This window comes from Oerskovia flava, assembly GCF_026163685.1.
Lineage (GTDB): Bacteria > Actinomycetota > Actinomycetes > Actinomycetales > Cellulomonadaceae > Oerskovia_A > Oerskovia_A flava.
In genome coordinates, this window is sequence record NZ_JAOXSR010000004.1 from 255,250 (window position 1) to 270,269 (window position 15,020).

General features: G+C 71.6%; 10 protein-coding genes. 8 read left to right on the forward strand and 2 right to left on the reverse strand.

The annotated features are described in order from the left end of the window. Nucleotides 1-110: 110 nt before the first annotated feature. Entirely contained in the window at nucleotides 111-1,274 is a 1,164-nt protein-coding gene (locus tag OHL10_RS09480; protein ID WP_425498988.1) for a cysteine desulfurase family protein, read from the forward strand. Beyond that, nucleotides 1,271-2,482 carry a tRNA 2-thiouridine(34) synthase MnmA gene (mnmA, locus tag OHL10_RS09485; RefSeq protein ID WP_265521948.1) on the forward strand — a complete coding sequence of 404 codons (1,212 nt, stop codon included), beginning with the start codon at nucleotides 1,271-1,273 and terminating at the stop codon, nucleotides 2,480-2,482. Before OHL10_RS09480 ends, mnmA begins: the two co-directional genes overlap by 4 nt. Here the strand turns inward: mnmA and OHL10_RS09490 are convergent. Then, nucleotides 2,455-2,883: an ester cyclase gene (locus tag OHL10_RS09490; RefSeq protein WP_265521949.1), complete on the reverse strand. Its 429-nt coding sequence runs from the start codon at nucleotides 2,881-2,883 to the stop codon at nucleotides 2,455-2,457. The two genes, mnmA and OHL10_RS09490, sit on opposite strands and share 28 nt — an antisense overlap. Before the next feature lie 149 nt (nucleotides 2,884-3,032). Here OHL10_RS09490 and OHL10_RS09495 point away from each other — a divergent pair, with 149 nt between their 5' ends. The 5 genes from OHL10_RS09495 to OHL10_RS09515 all read left to right on the forward strand — a co-directional run bounded on the left by OHL10_RS09495 (nucleotide 3,033) and on the right by OHL10_RS09515 (nucleotide 9,762). Then, on the forward strand, nucleotides 3,033-4,097 hold the full coding sequence (locus OHL10_RS09495; RefSeq protein ID WP_265521950.1) for a uroporphyrinogen decarboxylase/cobalamine-independent methonine synthase family protein: 1,065 nt from the start codon (nucleotides 3,033-3,035) through the stop codon (nucleotides 4,095-4,097). A gap of 164 nt (nucleotides 4,098-4,261) precedes the next feature. Next, nucleotides 4,262-5,002 (forward strand): HAD family hydrolase, encoded by a 741-nt coding sequence (locus OHL10_RS09500; protein ID WP_265521951.1) that lies wholly within the window; start codon nucleotides 4,262-4,264, stop codon nucleotides 5,000-5,002. After that, entirely contained in the window at nucleotides 4,999-7,482 is a 2,484-nt protein-coding gene (locus OHL10_RS09505) for a glycoside hydrolase family 65 protein (RefSeq protein ID WP_265521952.1), read from the forward strand. The genes OHL10_RS09500 and OHL10_RS09505 overlap by 4 nt, the downstream gene beginning before the upstream one ends. A gap of 261 nt (nucleotides 7,483-7,743) precedes the next feature. Next, complete coding sequence (locus OHL10_RS09510) at nucleotides 7,744-9,240, forward strand: NCS1 family nucleobase:cation symporter-1 (RefSeq protein WP_265521953.1); 1,497 nt, start codon at nucleotides 7,744-7,746, stop codon at nucleotides 9,238-9,240. Between the two features lie 30 nt (nucleotides 9,241-9,270). Then, the gene (locus OHL10_RS09515; RefSeq protein WP_265521954.1) at nucleotides 9,271-9,762 is read left to right on the forward strand and encodes a GNAT family N-acetyltransferase; all 492 of its coding nucleotides are present in this window, start codon (nucleotides 9,271-9,273) and stop codon (nucleotides 9,760-9,762) included. 153 nt (nucleotides 9,763-9,915) lie between these two features. On the opposite strand, the gene OHL10_RS09520 is transcribed toward OHL10_RS09515, so the two are convergent. Then, entirely contained in the window at nucleotides 9,916-12,102 is a 2,187-nt protein-coding gene (locus OHL10_RS09520) for a prolyl oligopeptidase family serine peptidase (RefSeq protein ID WP_265521955.1), read from the reverse strand. 203 nt (nucleotides 12,103-12,305) lie between these two features. On the opposite strand from OHL10_RS09520, the gene adhE reads away from it, so the two are divergent. Further along, on the forward strand, nucleotides 12,306-15,008 hold the full coding sequence (gene adhE / locus OHL10_RS09525) for a bifunctional acetaldehyde-CoA/alcohol dehydrogenase (RefSeq protein WP_265521956.1): 2,703 nt from the start codon (nucleotides 12,306-12,308) through the stop codon (nucleotides 15,006-15,008). The last annotated feature ends 12 nt before the right edge of the window (nucleotides 15,009-15,020 follow it).

Sequence of the window (15,020 nt, forward strand, 5' to 3'; positions counted from 1 at the left end):
CGGCGTGTCCGGACTGTGAGTCGAAGTTCGTAGACTGGGTCCTTGTGACCGCAGATTCCCCGCACGGCGCACGTCCCGGCGCCTACCTCGACCACGCCGCGACGACCCCGATGTCGCCCGCGGCCGTCGAGGCGTTCGTCGGCGAGCTGACGCGCACAGGCAACCCGTCGTCCCTGCACTCGGCGGGTCGGGCCGCGCGGCGCGTCGTCGAGGAGTCCCGGGAGACGGTCGCCGCCTCCCTGGGTGCACGACCCAGCGAGGTCGTCTTCACGGCGGGCGGCACGGAGGCCGACAACCTGGCGATCAAGGGCCTGTTCTGGGGGCGGCGCACCACGTCGCCGCAGCGCCGGCGCATCCTCGTCTCCGCGGTCGAGCACCACGCGGTGCTCGACCCGGCGTTCTGGATGGCCGAGCACGCCGGCGCCGAGATCGTCCTGCTGCCCGTCGACGCCGTCGGACGCCTGGACGTCGACGCACTGCGCGCGGAGCTCGACGAGCACGCCGACGAGGTCGCGCTGATCTCCGTGATGTGGGCGAACAACGAGGTCGGGACGCTGCAGCCCGTCGGCGAGGTCGTGCAGGCCGCACGCCCGTACGGCATCCCCGTGCACTCCGACGCCGTGCAGGCCGTCGGCCAGGTGCCCGTGGACTTCGCCGCGAGCGGCCTGGACGCCCTCACGGTCTCCGGGCACAAGATCGGCGGCCCGGTCGGTGTGGGTGCGCTCCTCGCGAAGCGCGACGCGCCGTTGACCCCGGTGCTGCACGGTGGCGGGCAGGAGCGGGGCGTGCGCTCGGGCACGCTCGACGCCCCGTCGATCCGTTCCTTCGCGGTCGCCGTCGGCGAGGCCGTGAGCGAGCAGGCGGAGCGCGCGATCCGGTGGGGGAGCCTGCGGGACGCCCTGATCGACGGCGTGCGCCGGATCGTGCCCGACGCCGAGCTGCACGGACCCGACCCTCGGACGGACCGGGACGCGCGGCTGCCCGGGAACGCCCACTTCACCTTCCCGGGCGCCGAGGGCGACTCGTTGCTCTACCTGCTGGACTCGGTGGGCATCCAGACCTCGACCGGTTCTGCCTGCCAGGCCGGGGTGCCCCAGCCGTCGCACGTGCTGCTCGCCACGGGGGTCCCGGAGATGCAGGCCCGCGGTGCGCTGCGCTTCTCCCTCGGCGCGACCTCGACGGCACAGGACGTGGAGCGCCTCCTCGACGCCTTGCCCGAGGTCGTGGCCCGCGCGCAGGCGGCCGGGCTGTCGTCGGCCGGAGCGCTGTCATGAGGGTGCTCGCGGCGATGTCGGGCGGCGTGGACTCCGCGGTCGCGGCGGCGCTCGCGGTGGAGGCCGGGCACGACGTCGTCGGCGTGCACATGGCGCTGTCGCGGAACCGGGACCAGTTCCGCACGGGGTCGCGAGGCTGCTGCTCGATCGAGGACGCGGGCGACGCCCGGCGCGCGGCCGACGTGCTCGGCATCCCCTACTACGTGTGGGACCTGTCGGAGCGGTTCGAGGACACCGTCGTGGCCGACTTCCTGTCGGAGTACGAGGCCGGCCGCACCCCGAACCCGTGCGTGCGCTGCAACGAGCACATCAAGTTCGAGGCGCTGCTCGACAAGGCGACGGCGCTCGGCTTCGACGCCGTCGCGACCGGGCACTACGCGCGTGTCGTGACCCGCGAGGTGACCTCACCGGGCCCGGACGGCACGGTGGCGACGTCCACGGTCCGTGAGCTCCACCGCTCGCCGAACGAGGCCAAGGACCAGTCCTACGTGCTCGCCGTCATGGGTCCCGTGCGGCTCGCGCGGGCGATCTTCCCGCTCGGCGGCTTCGAGTCCAAGGACGAGGTGCGGGCCGAGGCGGCGCGGCGCGGGCTGTCGGTGTCCGCCAAGCCCGACTCCTACGACATCTGCTTCGTGGCCGACGGCGACACCCAGGGCTTCCTGCGCTCGCGCCTCGGTGCCCGGACGGGCGAGATCGTCGATGCCTCCGGCGAGGTGCTGGGGGAGCACGACGGCGCGTACGCCTACACGGTCGGGCAGCGCAAGGGTCTGGGGATCGACCGCCCGGCCTCCGACGGGCGCCCGCGCTACGTCCTGGAGGTGCAGCCGACGGCAAACCGTGTGGTTGTCGGGCCCGCCGAGCTGCTCTCGGTGGACCGGATCTCCGGGGACCGCGCGGTGTGGCTGGCCGACGACGTCCTGGCCACGGCGAGTGGTGACGGCTGGTTCGACGCGCAGGTCCAGGTCCGGGCGCACGGGACGCCCGTCGCCGCACGGGTGCGGGCCACGGGCGCCGACGACGAGGGCATGGAGGTCGAGCTCGTCGGGACGACGCTGCGCGGCGTTGCCGCGGGTCAGTCGCTCGTCGTGTACGACGGCACGCGGGTGCTCGGGCAGGCCACCGTGCAGCGTGCGCACCGTGCGCACCGTGCGCCCGCACGACCGACGGACCCGACGGCCGCTCACACGAACGCGGGCACGGGCTCCTGAGCGAGGACCTTCATCAGCCACGCGTCGTCCCGGACCGCCCAGTGCTCGGCCTCGCGCCCGTCCACGAAGCGCAGCATGTGCATCTCGCGGACGCTGAAGCGCCGTCCCGTGGGTGCGAGCCCGCGGAAGTACCCTGTGTGCCGGGCGCTGAACGACACGTGCAGCGCCACGAGGTCGCCCTCGGCCACGCAGTGCAGGACCTCGACGACCTGGTCGGAGAACGCGTCGGAGAACCAGTGCATGGTCGCGACGAGCCCGTCCAGGCCGCCCGAGGAGCCGGGCGTCGAGTCGTGGTTGTGGAAGTCCGGTGCCACCAGGTTCCGCAACACGTCGGCGTGGTTCCCGGGGATCGCCTGGGTGTGCACGGCGATCGCCGTCGATCTGTTCTCTGTGGTGCCCATGTCTGCCTCGCTCGTCCTCGAGCGCGACGACCGCGGTCGCGAGCGTCGTCGCTCGTTCTCAGCCTTCACCTGGAACGAGGGACGGACAAGGGCCGAGGGGCGCTGCGAGCGGGTGATGTGCGGGTGAAACTCGACGGGAGAAGGACGACATGACAGCAGTGAGCGGCCACGGGCCGTGGCCAGGAGACGGTGCGCCGCTCGAGGCGCAGCTGACGGTTCTCGGGGACCTCGCGGCCGCGCCCACGGGGGCGGTGCCGGTCCCGTTCCTCGTCCGGCTGCCCGGGCGCGGTCCGGGGGCGCAGGCGACCGGGCGCACGGCCGCGCTGCTCACCGAGATGCCGGTCGAGCTGGGTGTGCACGGCTGGAAGCTGGCCTCCCACGAGGGCGCCGACCTGCGGCGTGCGACGGCACTCCTCGCGGAGGACGTCGAGGCGCTCGCCATCGCGGCGGCGGGCTACGACGGGCCGCTCGCGCTCTCGGTGACGGGGCCGTGGACGCTGGCCGCCGAGCTCTACCTCGCCCACGGCGACCGCGTCCTCGCCGACCGCGGTGCGGTGCGCGAGCTCGTCGAGTCGCTGTCGGTCGGCCTGGCCGAGCACGTCGCGTCGGTGCGCCGGCAGGTGCCCGGGGCGGGCGTCGTCGTGCAGGTCGAGGAGCCGCTGCTCAGCCAGGTGCACGCGGGCGTGCTGCCCACGTTCTCCGGGTACTCGCGGCTGCGAGCCGTGGCGGGGCCCGACCTCGTCGACGGTCTGCGGCCGGTCCTCGACGCGGTGCGGGACGCCGGTGCGCGCAGCGTCGTGCACGTCGGCCCCGCGTGGGTGGGGGTGGCGCCCGTGGTGCTGTCGGGGGCGGACGCCGTCGGTCTCGACCTCGCCCCGTCGCTCGACGCGTGGAACGAGCCGCTGTGGGAGACGGTCGCGAAGGCGACCGAGCGCGGCGTCGGGCTCTGGGCGGGGTTGCCCCCCGCGCAGGTCTCGCAGTGCTCCGGTCCCGGCCTCGGCACGCTCGCCGACCTCGTGAGCGTGCCGTGGCGTCGCATCGGCCTGCCCGTGGACGCCCTGGACGACGTCACGGTCCTCGGTGCGGGCCACGCCGCGCGGGCTGGCGGCGGTCTGCCCGACGGCGTGGCACCCGGTGGCGTCGACGCGCACCGGGCCGCGCTGGGGAACCTCGGGCGGGTCGCGGCGATCCTCGCGGAGCGCGCGCACGACTGATCCCGGGCCTGCCCGACCGCCCGGTGCGCTGCTGATCACCTGCTGATCACCTGCGGATCGGGCTTCGACGTGCGGGCGTTCGGTGCGTACGCTTACCGGCGGGTGCAGCCGACGTCGTCCGCCCCGAACGACCTGCACGTCACGCCCCCGTTCGAAGGACCACGATGCCTGCCCTGCGAGCCGTCCTCTTCGACCTCGACGGTGTGCTCACGCCGACCGCCGAGGTCCACATGCGCGCCTGGGAGCGGCTCTTCACGCCGTTCTGCGAGGCCCGCGCACTCGCCCCCTACACGTCCGCCGACTACTTCGCGTCGATCGACGGCAAGCCGCGCTACGACGGCGTCGCCTCGTTCCTCACCACGCGAGGCGTCGAGCTGCCGCACGGGACGCCCGACGACCCGCCGGGCGAGGACACCGTGTGCGCCCTGGGCAACCGCAAGGACGGCATCGTCAACGCGATGTTCGACGAGGAGGGCATCGACCCGTACCCCGGTTCGGTGCGCTTCCTCGACGCCGTGACGGACGCCGGCACCGCGGTCGCCGTCGTCTCGTCGTCCCGCAACGCCCCGACCGTGCTCGCCGCGGCGGGGCTCGCCGCCCGCTTCACGATCGTGGTCGACGGCACGGTCGCCGCGCGGGAGGGGCTCGCCGGCAAGCCGTCGGCAGCGACCTACGAGTACGCGGCCGAGCTGCTCGGGGTTCCCGTCCACGAGGCGATCGTGGTCGAGGACGCGATCTCGGGCGTGCAGGCCGGTGCGGCCGGTGACTTCGGGCTGGTGCTCGGCGTCGACCGTGGCGTCGGTGCGGACGCCCTGCGCGAGCACGGCGCCGACGTCGTCGTCGCCGACCTCGACGAGCTGGACGCGAGCGTCCTGGACCGTCCCGCACGCGGAGCCCGGTCATGAGGGTGCCCGGAGCGGTCTTCGGTGCGACGGGAGACCTCGACCGCAGCCGCTTCCCGGTCGACCCGTGGCGGCTGCGCGAGACCCGCTACTCGAGCGAGGACCACGGCGTCACGGAGACGTTGTTCGCGGTCGGCAACGGCTACCTCGGGCTGCGCGGCAACGTCGAGGAGGGCCGCGAGTCCCACACGCACGGCACGTTCATCAACGGCTTCCACGAGACGTGGCCCATCCGCCACGCCGAGGAGGCGTACGGGTTCGCGCGGGTCGGGCAGACGATCGTCAACGTTCCGGACGCCAAGGTCATCCGGCTGTACGTCGACGACGAGCCGCTCCTGCTGCCCGTCGCCGACCTCGTCTCCTACGAGCGCTCGCTCGACATGGCGGACGGCGTGCTGCGGCGCGAGCTGCTGTGGCGCACGCCGTCGGGCAAGCGGGTGCACATCACCTCGGAGCGGATGGTCTCGTTCGTCGAGCGGCACCTGGCCGTCATGACGTTCGAGATCACGATGCTCGACGACGCCGCCCCGGTCGCGATCTCGTCGCAGATCCTCAACCGGCAGGACGGCCAGGACGAGTACCACGTGCGGGCAGCCTCGCTCGGCGAGGGGTTCGACCCGCGCAAGACGAACCAGTTCGCGGAGCGGGTCCTGCAGCCGCAGACGCAGTGGGGCGACGACGAGCGCCTGGTCCTGTCCTACCGGTGCACCAACTCGGGGATGACGCTCGCGGTCGCGGCCGACCACGAGATGACCACGGAGAACACCTACGACCTGCGGACCCAGGTCGAGAACGACCTCGCCAAGCACGTCTACCGCGTCCAGGCGGAGCCGGGCAAGCCCATCCGCCTGACCAAGACCGTCGCCTACCACACCTCCCGCGGGATCCCGCCGCGCGAGCTCATCGACCGGTGCCGTCGGTCGCTGGACCGGGTCCGGGAGGAGGGCATCACTGCCCAGCTCGCGCACCAGCGGGCCTGGCTCGACGACTTCTGGGCGCGCTCCGACGTCGAGATCCCCGGCCAGCCCGACGTCGAGCAGGCGGTGCGCTGGAACCTCTTCCAGCTCGCGCAGGCCACGGCCCGCGCCGAGGGCAACGGTGTGCCCGCCAAGGGCCTGACCGGCTCCGGGTACAGCGGTCACTACTTCTGGGACACCGAGGTCTACGTCCTGCCCTTCCTCACGTACACGAGCCCTCGGTACGCGCGCAACGCCCTGCGGTTCCGCTACCAGATGCTCGGGGCGGCCCGACGCCGCGCGCGCGAGGTCTCCCAGCTCGGCGCGCTGTTCCCGTGGCGGACCATCAACGGCGAGGAGGCGTCGGCCTACTACGCGGCCGGCACCGCCCAGTACCACATCGACGCCGACATCGCGTATGCGCTCATGCAGTACGTGCGCGCGACGGGCGACGTCGACTTCCTCGAGCGTGAGGGCGTCGACATCCTCGTGGAGACCGCCCGGATGTGGGCCGACCTCGGATTCTGGCGCGCCAACGGCGACGACAACTTCCACATCCACGGGGTGACCGGGCCGGACGAGTACACGACGGTCGTCAGCGACAACCTCTTCACGAACGTCATGGCTCGGTACAACCTGCGCGTCGCGGCCGAGATGCTCGAGCGGATGCACGTCGAGGCCCCGCACGAGTACCAGCAGGTCGTCGACCGTCTCGGTGTCACGGTCACCGAGACGACCGAGTGGGCGCGGGCGGCGGACCGGATGTTCATCCCGTTCGCGGAGCACCTGGGGATCCACCCGCAGGACTCGCACTTCCTGGAGCGCGAGATCTGGGACCTGGCCGCGACGCCGGCCGACAAGCGGCCGCTGCTGCTCAACTACCACCCGCTCGTCATCTACCGCTACCAGGTGCTCAAGCAGGCCGACGTCGTGCTCGCCCTGTTCCTCCAGGGGTCGGAGTTCACGGCGGAGGAGAAGCTCGCGGACTTCGAGTACTACGACCCGTTGACGACGGGGGACTCCACCCTCTCGGGGGTGGTGCAGTCGATCGTGGCGGCCGAGGTCGGCTATCACGAGCTCGCGCTCGAGTACTTCACGTCGTCGCTGTTCGTGGACCTCGCGAACCTGCACGCCAACGCGTCCGACGGTGTGCACGTCGCATCAGCCGGCGGGACCTGGTCGGCGCTGGCGTTCGGCTTCGGCGGGATGCGCGACCACGACGGCGAGATCACGTTCGACCCGCGCCTGCCCCAGGACTGGGAGTCGTTGACGTTCCGGGTGACGCTCGCAGGCTCGCGCCTGCGCGTGACCGTGCGGGCCGACACGCTCGAGCTGGTGTGCGAGACCGGCAGCGGGGCGGAGGTCTCGGTGCGCGGCGAGCGCGTGCGCGTGACGCCCGACGCCGCGGTGAAGGTCGCGCTCGACGGGCAGGGTCCGGTCCGCCCGGGCCGCCCGAGCCTGCGCGCCCTGTCCGGCAACCGCCGCGAGGACGGCACGCTCATCACCGCGACCGTCCCGCACTCCTGAGCGGTCCGCTGTCGCCGAGGTAGAACTCCGGTCGGCGAGGTAGAACTCCAGCACGCGAGGTAGAACGCCCGTGCCCGTGCTCCTGGGCACGGGCGTTCTCCGTCCGCGAGGCGCGGTCCGGCGTGCGCAACGCGACCGTCGCACACTCGTCACGACGGCGAAACCACCCGCGCGCGGTATACCCCTAGCGTCGAGGCACACGGGTGCCGCGGGCGACCGATCCGTCGCTCGGAGACCGGCACCCCGAGCCGGGAGCCGCTCATGACCCAGACCCGCATCGCGCCGCCGTCGCTGCTCGAGGACGACTTCCTCGTCAAGGAGATCGACACGTCGTTGCACAACGACGACCTGTGCCCCGTCCCGCCGTCGAAGCGGCGCTGGGGCTGGTTCGAGATCTTCAACGTCTGGACCAACGACGTCCAGAGCCTCGCGGGGTACACGCTCGCGGCCAGCCTGTTCATCACAGCCGGGATCAACGGCTGGTTCGTCATGGCGGCCATCGTCCTCGCGGGGGCGTTCGTGATGCTGCTCGTGAACCTCTCGGGCCGGCCGAGCGTGAAGTACGGCATCCCCTACCCGGTCATGGCGCGCTCGAGCATGGGTGTGCGCGGTGCGCAGTTCCCGGCGATGGTGCGCGGTGTGGTCGCGGTCTTCTGGTACGGCGCGCAGACGTACTTCGCGTCGACGGCGGTCGCCCTCGCACTCGGCGCGATCCTCGGGTCGACCGGGGGCACGACGTTCCTCGGCATGACGGGGCTCGAGTGGGTCTCGTACGTCGTGGTCGCGGTGTTCCAGGTGCTGCTGTACCTGCGCGGCCTCGACGGGATCGTGCGCTTCCTCAACATCGCGGGTCCGGCCGTCTACGTGGTGATGATCCTGCTCCTCGCGGCCATCTGGTGGCAGGCGGGCGGCGACCTGCTCCGGTCGGTGGGCACACTCTTCGCGGGCGAGGAGACCGGTGGTGCGGCGGTCGGCGCGTTCTTCGGCGTCGTGGGGACGATGATCGCCTACTTCGCGGCCGTCGTGATCAACTTCGGCGACTTCGCACGGTTCAACCGCAGCGAGCGCCAGATGCGTCTCGGCAACCTGCTCGGCCTGCCCGTGAGCCTGGCCCTGTTCACGTTCCTCTCGCTGTTCATCACGGCAGGCGCCTACATCGTGTTCCAGGACGGTCAGGGTGAGCCGTTGACGAACCCCGCGGAGATCGTCGGCCAGGTCGACAACGTGTGGCTGACGGTCCTCGCGGCCGTCACGTTCTTCGTGGCGACGGTCGGGATCAACCTCGTGGCGAACTTCATCCCGCCGGTCTACGACATCGTGAACATCGCGCCGTCACGGCTGAGCTTCCGCTCGGCGGGTGCCATCACCGCGGTCGCAGGGTTCGTCATCGGTGCGCTCTGGGTCGTGGCTATCGGCAACGCGGGCCTGCCGACGTTCGTCGACACGCTCGGCGCCGTCCTCGCACCGCTGTACGGGATCATGATCGCCGACTACTACCTGCTGCGCCGCCAGCGGCTGAACATCCAGGACCTGTACTCCAAGAAGCCGGGTGGCACGTACTACTTCAGCAAGGGCTGGAACGTGCGTGCGCTGGTCGCGTTCGCGGTCGCGGCGGTGTTCTCCGTGGCGGCGGTCTGGGTCCCGGCGTTCGCCTCGCTCAGCGGCTTCGCCTGGGTGATCGGTGCGGTCCTCGCCGGTGCCCTGCACCTGGCCGTCATGCGCGGCCAGCAGCTCATCTCCTCGGACGACGACCGCTGAGTCGCGAGGCGCCCGTTACGCTCTGGAGCTGTGATCCTCCGAGACGCGACCTCCACCGACTGGCCGGGCATCTGGCGGGTGCTGGAGCCGGCGCTGCGGGCGGGGGAGACCTACACCTACCCGCGGGACATCGCCGAGGACGAGGCGCGGACGGCCTGGATGCTGCCCGCGCCCGCCCGGGTCCTCGTCGCCGTCGACAACACCTCCGGCGGGGTGCTGGGCATCGCGAAGTACCTGCCCAACCACCCCGGTGCCGGCGCGCACGTGGCGAACGCGAGCTTCGTCGTCGGGCACGACGCCGCGGGGCGTGGTGTGGGCCGCGCGCTCGCCGAGGCGGTGCTCGCGGGGGCGCGGGCCGACGGCTACCGGGCGATGCAGTTCAACGCCGTGGTCGAGACGAACGAGCGTGCCGTGAGGTTGTGGCGCTCGCTCGGGTTCGAGGTGCTCGCGACGGTGCCGGAGGCGTTCGACCACCCCGTGCTCGGGCTCGTCGGCCTGCACATCATGCACCGCGCGCTCTGACCTCGGCAGCCCACGCACCCGCCGAGGTAGAACGCCTGTGCGCGAGGTAGAACGCCAGTCGACGACTGGCGTTCTACCTCGCGCACGGGGGCTCTATCTCGCGTACGGAGGTTCTATCTCACGGGCGGGCGGGCGGTGCCGCCAGCGGGCGGGTCAGGCCAGGCGCTCCCACAGGAAGCGATAGTGCACGGCTGCCATGTGCGCGGCCTGGGCGTTGTTCGCCGCGCCGCCGTGGCCGCCCTCGATGTTCTCGTAGTAGGTGACGTCCTTGCCGGCCGCGAGCATCGACGCGGCGAGCTTGCGGGCGTGGCCGGGGTGCACGCGATCGTCCTTGGTCGACGTCGTGAACAGCACCGGCGGGTACTCGCGCTCCTCGTCGAAGAGGTGGTACGGCGAGAACGTGCGGATGAACTCCCACTGCTCCGGGTCGTCGGGGTCGCCGTACTCGGCCGCCCAGGACGCGCCCGCGAGCAGCTTGGTGTAGCGCTTCATGTCGAGCAGCGGGACACCGACGATGACCGCGCCGAAGAGCTCGGGGTACTGCGTGAGCATGTTGCCGGCCAGCAGACCACCGTTGCTGCGGCCCTCCATCGCGAGGTGGGCCGGCGTCGTGATGCCGCGGGCCACGAGGTCTCGCGCGACGGCGGCGAAGTCCTCGTACGCCTTGTGCCGCTTCGAGGTGAGCGCGGCCTGGTGCCACGCGGGGCCGTACTCGCCGCCGCCGCGGATGTTCGCGACGACGTAGACGCCCCCGTCGGCCAGCCACGCACGCCCGAGGCCGCCCGAGTAGCCCGGGGTCAGCGAGATCTCGAAGCCGCCGTAGCCGTACAGCAGCGTCGGGGCGACGCCGGGTGCCCCGCGAGGAGCGTCCGGTGCCGCACCGCCCTGGGCGCCCGCGACGAGCTCCGAACGGCCGACGACGAAGTACGGCACCCGCGTGCCGTCCTCGGACAACGCGAAGTTCTGGGCGACGGCCATCTCCTCGGCGTCGAAGAACGCCGGGTTGGACTTGAGCACCTCGGGAGCCCTTGCGGAGTCGGGGTCCGCGCCGAGCGAGAGCAGGGAGAGCGTCGTCGGGGTCAGGTAGTCCGTCGTGACGAGCCACACGTCGTCGCTCTCGACGGGGTCGACCGCCCGCACGCCGACGGTGCCCATGGTGGGCAGCCCGGTGAGCTCGCTACGCGTCCAGGGGTCGGAGCCGCCCGACGGCGCCCGGTCGCCCGTGGCGTCCGGCTCCACGGCCGGTGGGGTGAGGACGTGCAGGCGGTTCTTCACGTCGTCGAGGACGTTGACCACGAGGTGGTGACGGGTCCAGGTCGCGCCGGCGAGCGACGTCGTCGGGGTCGGGGCGAACAGCACGGTGAACCCGCGGTCGCCGGCGAGGAAGTCGTCGAGGCGCACGGCGAGCAACGAACCCGAGGGGTAGGTGGTCGCGGCGACCGTCCAGTCGTCGCGCAGCTCGACGAGCAGCCACTCGCGGTGCAGCCCGGTCTCGGCGGAGTCGGGGACGTCGATCTTGGTGAGCCGCTGGGCCGGGGTGCCCGGGTGCTCCGCCAGGTACACCTCGTCGGAGTAGAACGCCTTGGCGCGGTGCACGAGGTCCCGCTCGAAGCCGGGAGTGCTCGAGTGCCGCGCGGAGATGTACATGTCCGCGTCGGTGCCCTCGAAGACGAGTACCGCCTCGTCGAGCGACGTGCCGCGTACCCAGCGCTTCACGGTGCGGGGGTACCCGGCGGGGGTGAGGCTGCCCGGCCCGAAGTCGGTGAACACGTAGACGGTGTCGGCGTCGATCCAGCCGAGGGACCCCTTCGCCTCGGGCCGGTAGAACCCACCGTCGGCGGGGTCGACGAACCGCCGCTCGACGAGGTCGAACTCGCGCGTGACGTCCGCGTCGGACCCGCCCGGCGACAGCTCGACGAGGGCGTGGCGCCACGGCCCGGCGGCGTGCTCGCCGGTAGGACGCAGCATGCTCGCGCCGTGCCAGACCCAGCTGCGGCCCTCGGCCTCGGCGAGCGCGTCGAGGTCGAGCACGACCTCCCACTCGGGCGCGTCGGTGCGGTAGGACTCGAGCGTCGTGCGGCGCCACAGGCCGCGCTCGTGCTGCGCGTCGCGCCAGAAGTTGTAGAGGTGGTCCCCGACGAGGGAGACGTCGGGGATCTTCGCGTCGGAGTCCAGGACCTCGCGGACGGCGTCGCGCGTCCTTGCGAACTCGTCCGTGGCCTCGAGGGTGGTCGCGGTCTCGGTGTTGCGACCGCGCACCCAGGTGAGGGCTTCGTCGCCGTCGACGTCCTCGAGCCAGAGGTACGGATCGACGGCGGACTCCAGGTTCTCGACGCTCATGAGGCCCCACCTTACGACCCCGCGGGGACACCCAGCGCCTGGCCGGGAGCCGGGCTCCGGGGAGGTGTGACGAACGAGACAGCTGTGCCTCTTCCCCTGGGTGGCTGCTTGTGAAAGTCTTCACAAGGTAAGGGTTGGACGACGGCGTCGGGTTCTCATGACCGGGGTGTCCGCCCTGGCAGCCCGGCCACGGAAGGGGAATCGTGAGCAGGAGCGAGCAGTCCGTACGGGTCGAGGTGCCCGGGGTCGGCATCAGCGAGGAGGTCGACGGACTCGTCGAGCGCGGGCTCAAGGCCCTCGCCCAGTACGCGCCGTTCACCCAGGAGCAGATCGACCACATCGTCCTCAAGGCATCGGTCGCCGGGCTCGGGCAGCACGGGCAGCTGGCCCAGCTCGCGGTCGCCGAGACCGGGCGCGGCGTCTTCGAGGACAAGGCCACGAAGAACATCTTCGCCTGCGAGCACGTCCCGAACTCGATGGCCGGTCTCAAGACCGTCGGCATCGTGGGGCGCGACGACGTGACCGGCATCGTCGAGATCGCAGAGCCCGTCGGGGTGGTCTGCGCGGTCACCCCGGTGACCAACCCGACGTCGACCACCATCTTCAAGGCCCTCATCGCCCTCAAGACGCGCAACCCCATCGTCTTCGCGTTCCACCCCTCGGCGCAACGCTGCTCGTCGGAGGCCGCCCGCGTCGTGCGCGACGCCGCCGTCGCCGCGGGGGCACCGGCCGACTGCATCCAGTGGGTCGAGCACCCGTCGATCGAGGCGACGAACACCCTCATGCACCACCCGGGCGTCTCCCTCATCCTCGCCACCGGCGGCAACGGCATGGTCCGCGCGGCGTACTCGGCCGGCAAGCCGGCGCTCGGTGTCGGTGCGGGCAACGTGCCCGCCTTCGTCGAGGCCACCGCCCGCATCGACCGCGCCGTCAACGACATCGTCATGTCGAAGGCGTTCGACAACGGCATGGTGTGCGCCTCCGAGCAGGCGGTCATCCTCGACGACGCCATCTACGACGAGGCCATGCGCGAGCTCGCCCGCCTGCACGCGTACCGCGCGACCCCGGCCGAGAAGGCGATGCTCGAGCGCCTGGTGTTCGGCGTCGAGGCCTCGGGGACGAACTGCGGCGGGGCCAAGCTCAACCCGAAGGTCGTCGGGCAGTCGCCCGTGTGGATCGCCGAGCAGGCCGGCTTCAGCGTCCCGGACGACACGTCGATCATCCTCGCGGAGATCGACGGCGTCGGTCCCCAGGAGCCGCTCAGCCGCGAGAAGCTCACCCCGGTCCTCGCGGTCCTGCGCGCCACGAGCCGCGAGCACGGTATCAGCCTCGCGGAGCAGATGGTCGAGCTCGACGGGCTCGGGCACTCGGCCGCGATCCACACCGAGGACGCCGCCCTCGTCGAGGAGTACGGCACCCGGGTCAAGGCGGTGCGCATCCTGTGGAACTCCCCGACGTCGCTCGGCGGCATCGGCGACATCTACAACGCGCTCCTGCCCTCGCTGACCCTGGGGTGCGGCAGCTACGGCGCCAACTCGGTGTCGAACAACGTCTCGGCGGTCAACCTCCTCAACATCAAGCGGATCGGGCGGCGCAACAACAACATGCAGTGGTTCAAGGTGCCGGCGAAGACCTACTTCGAGCCCAACTCCATCCAGTACCTCACCCAGATGCGCGACGTGCACCGCGTCACGGTCGTCACCGACAAGGTGATGAACACCATCGGCGTCGTCGACAAGGTGCTCGACATGCTTGCCCGCCGCGACGAGAAGGTCGCGATCCAGATCATCGACTCGGTCGAGCCGGAGCCGAGCGTCGAGACCGTCAACCGCGGCGCGGCCGCGATGCGGGACTTCCAGCCCGACACCATCGTCGCGATCGGCGGCGGGTCGCCCATGGACGCGGCGAAGGTGATGTGGCTGCGCTACGAGCACCCGGAGATCGAGTTCTCCGACATGCGGGAGAAGTTCTTCGACGTGCGCAAGCGTGCGTACAAGTTCCCCGAGCTCGGCGCCAAGGCCCGGCTCGTGTGCATCCCGACGTCGTCGGGCACCGGTGCGGAGGTCACTCCCTTCGCCGTGATCACCGACCACGAGACCGGCTTCAAGTACCCGCTCGCGGACTACGCGCTGACCCCGACGGTCGCGATCGTCGACCCGGTCCTCACCGCGACGATGCCCGCCAAGCTCGCTGCGGACTCCGGTTTCGACGCCCTGACGCACGCGACCGAGGCGTTCGTGTCGGTGTACGCCAACGACTTCACCGACGGGCTGTGCCTACAGGCCATCAAGATGGTGTTCGAGCACATCGAGGCCTCCGTGACGCAGGGCTCCTCGGCCCCGCTCGCGCGGGAGAAGATGCACAACGCGGCGACCATCGCGGGCATGGCGTTCGGCTCGGCGATGCTCGGGATCGTGCACGCGATGGCGCACACCGTCGGCTCGACGTTCCACCTCGTGCACGGGCGGACCAACGCGGTGCTCCTGCCGCACGTCATCCGCTACAACGGCCAGGTGCCGACCAAGCTCACGAGCTGGCCCAAGTACGAGCGATACGTCGCCCCCGAGCGGTTCCAGCAGATCGCCCACCACCTCGGCCTGCCGGCCTCGACCCCCGACGAGGGCGTCGAGTCCTACGCCCGGGCTGTGGAAGAGCTGCGCAGCAAGGTCGGCATCGAGTCGACGTTCGCGGCGCAGGGTGTCGACGAGCAGGCGTTCATGGGATCGCTCGACGTGCTCGCCATGCGGTCCTTCGAGGACCAGTGCGCGCCGGCCAACCCGCGGATGCCCGTCCTGGAGGACATGCGCGACATCCTCGTCGCCGCGTACCGCGGCTCGACCCGCGAGGAGGTCCGCGCCGAGCGACGCTCGGCGGCTGCGGCGCCGAGCGTGCCGCAGGACGCCTAGCGAGGGTCGGCG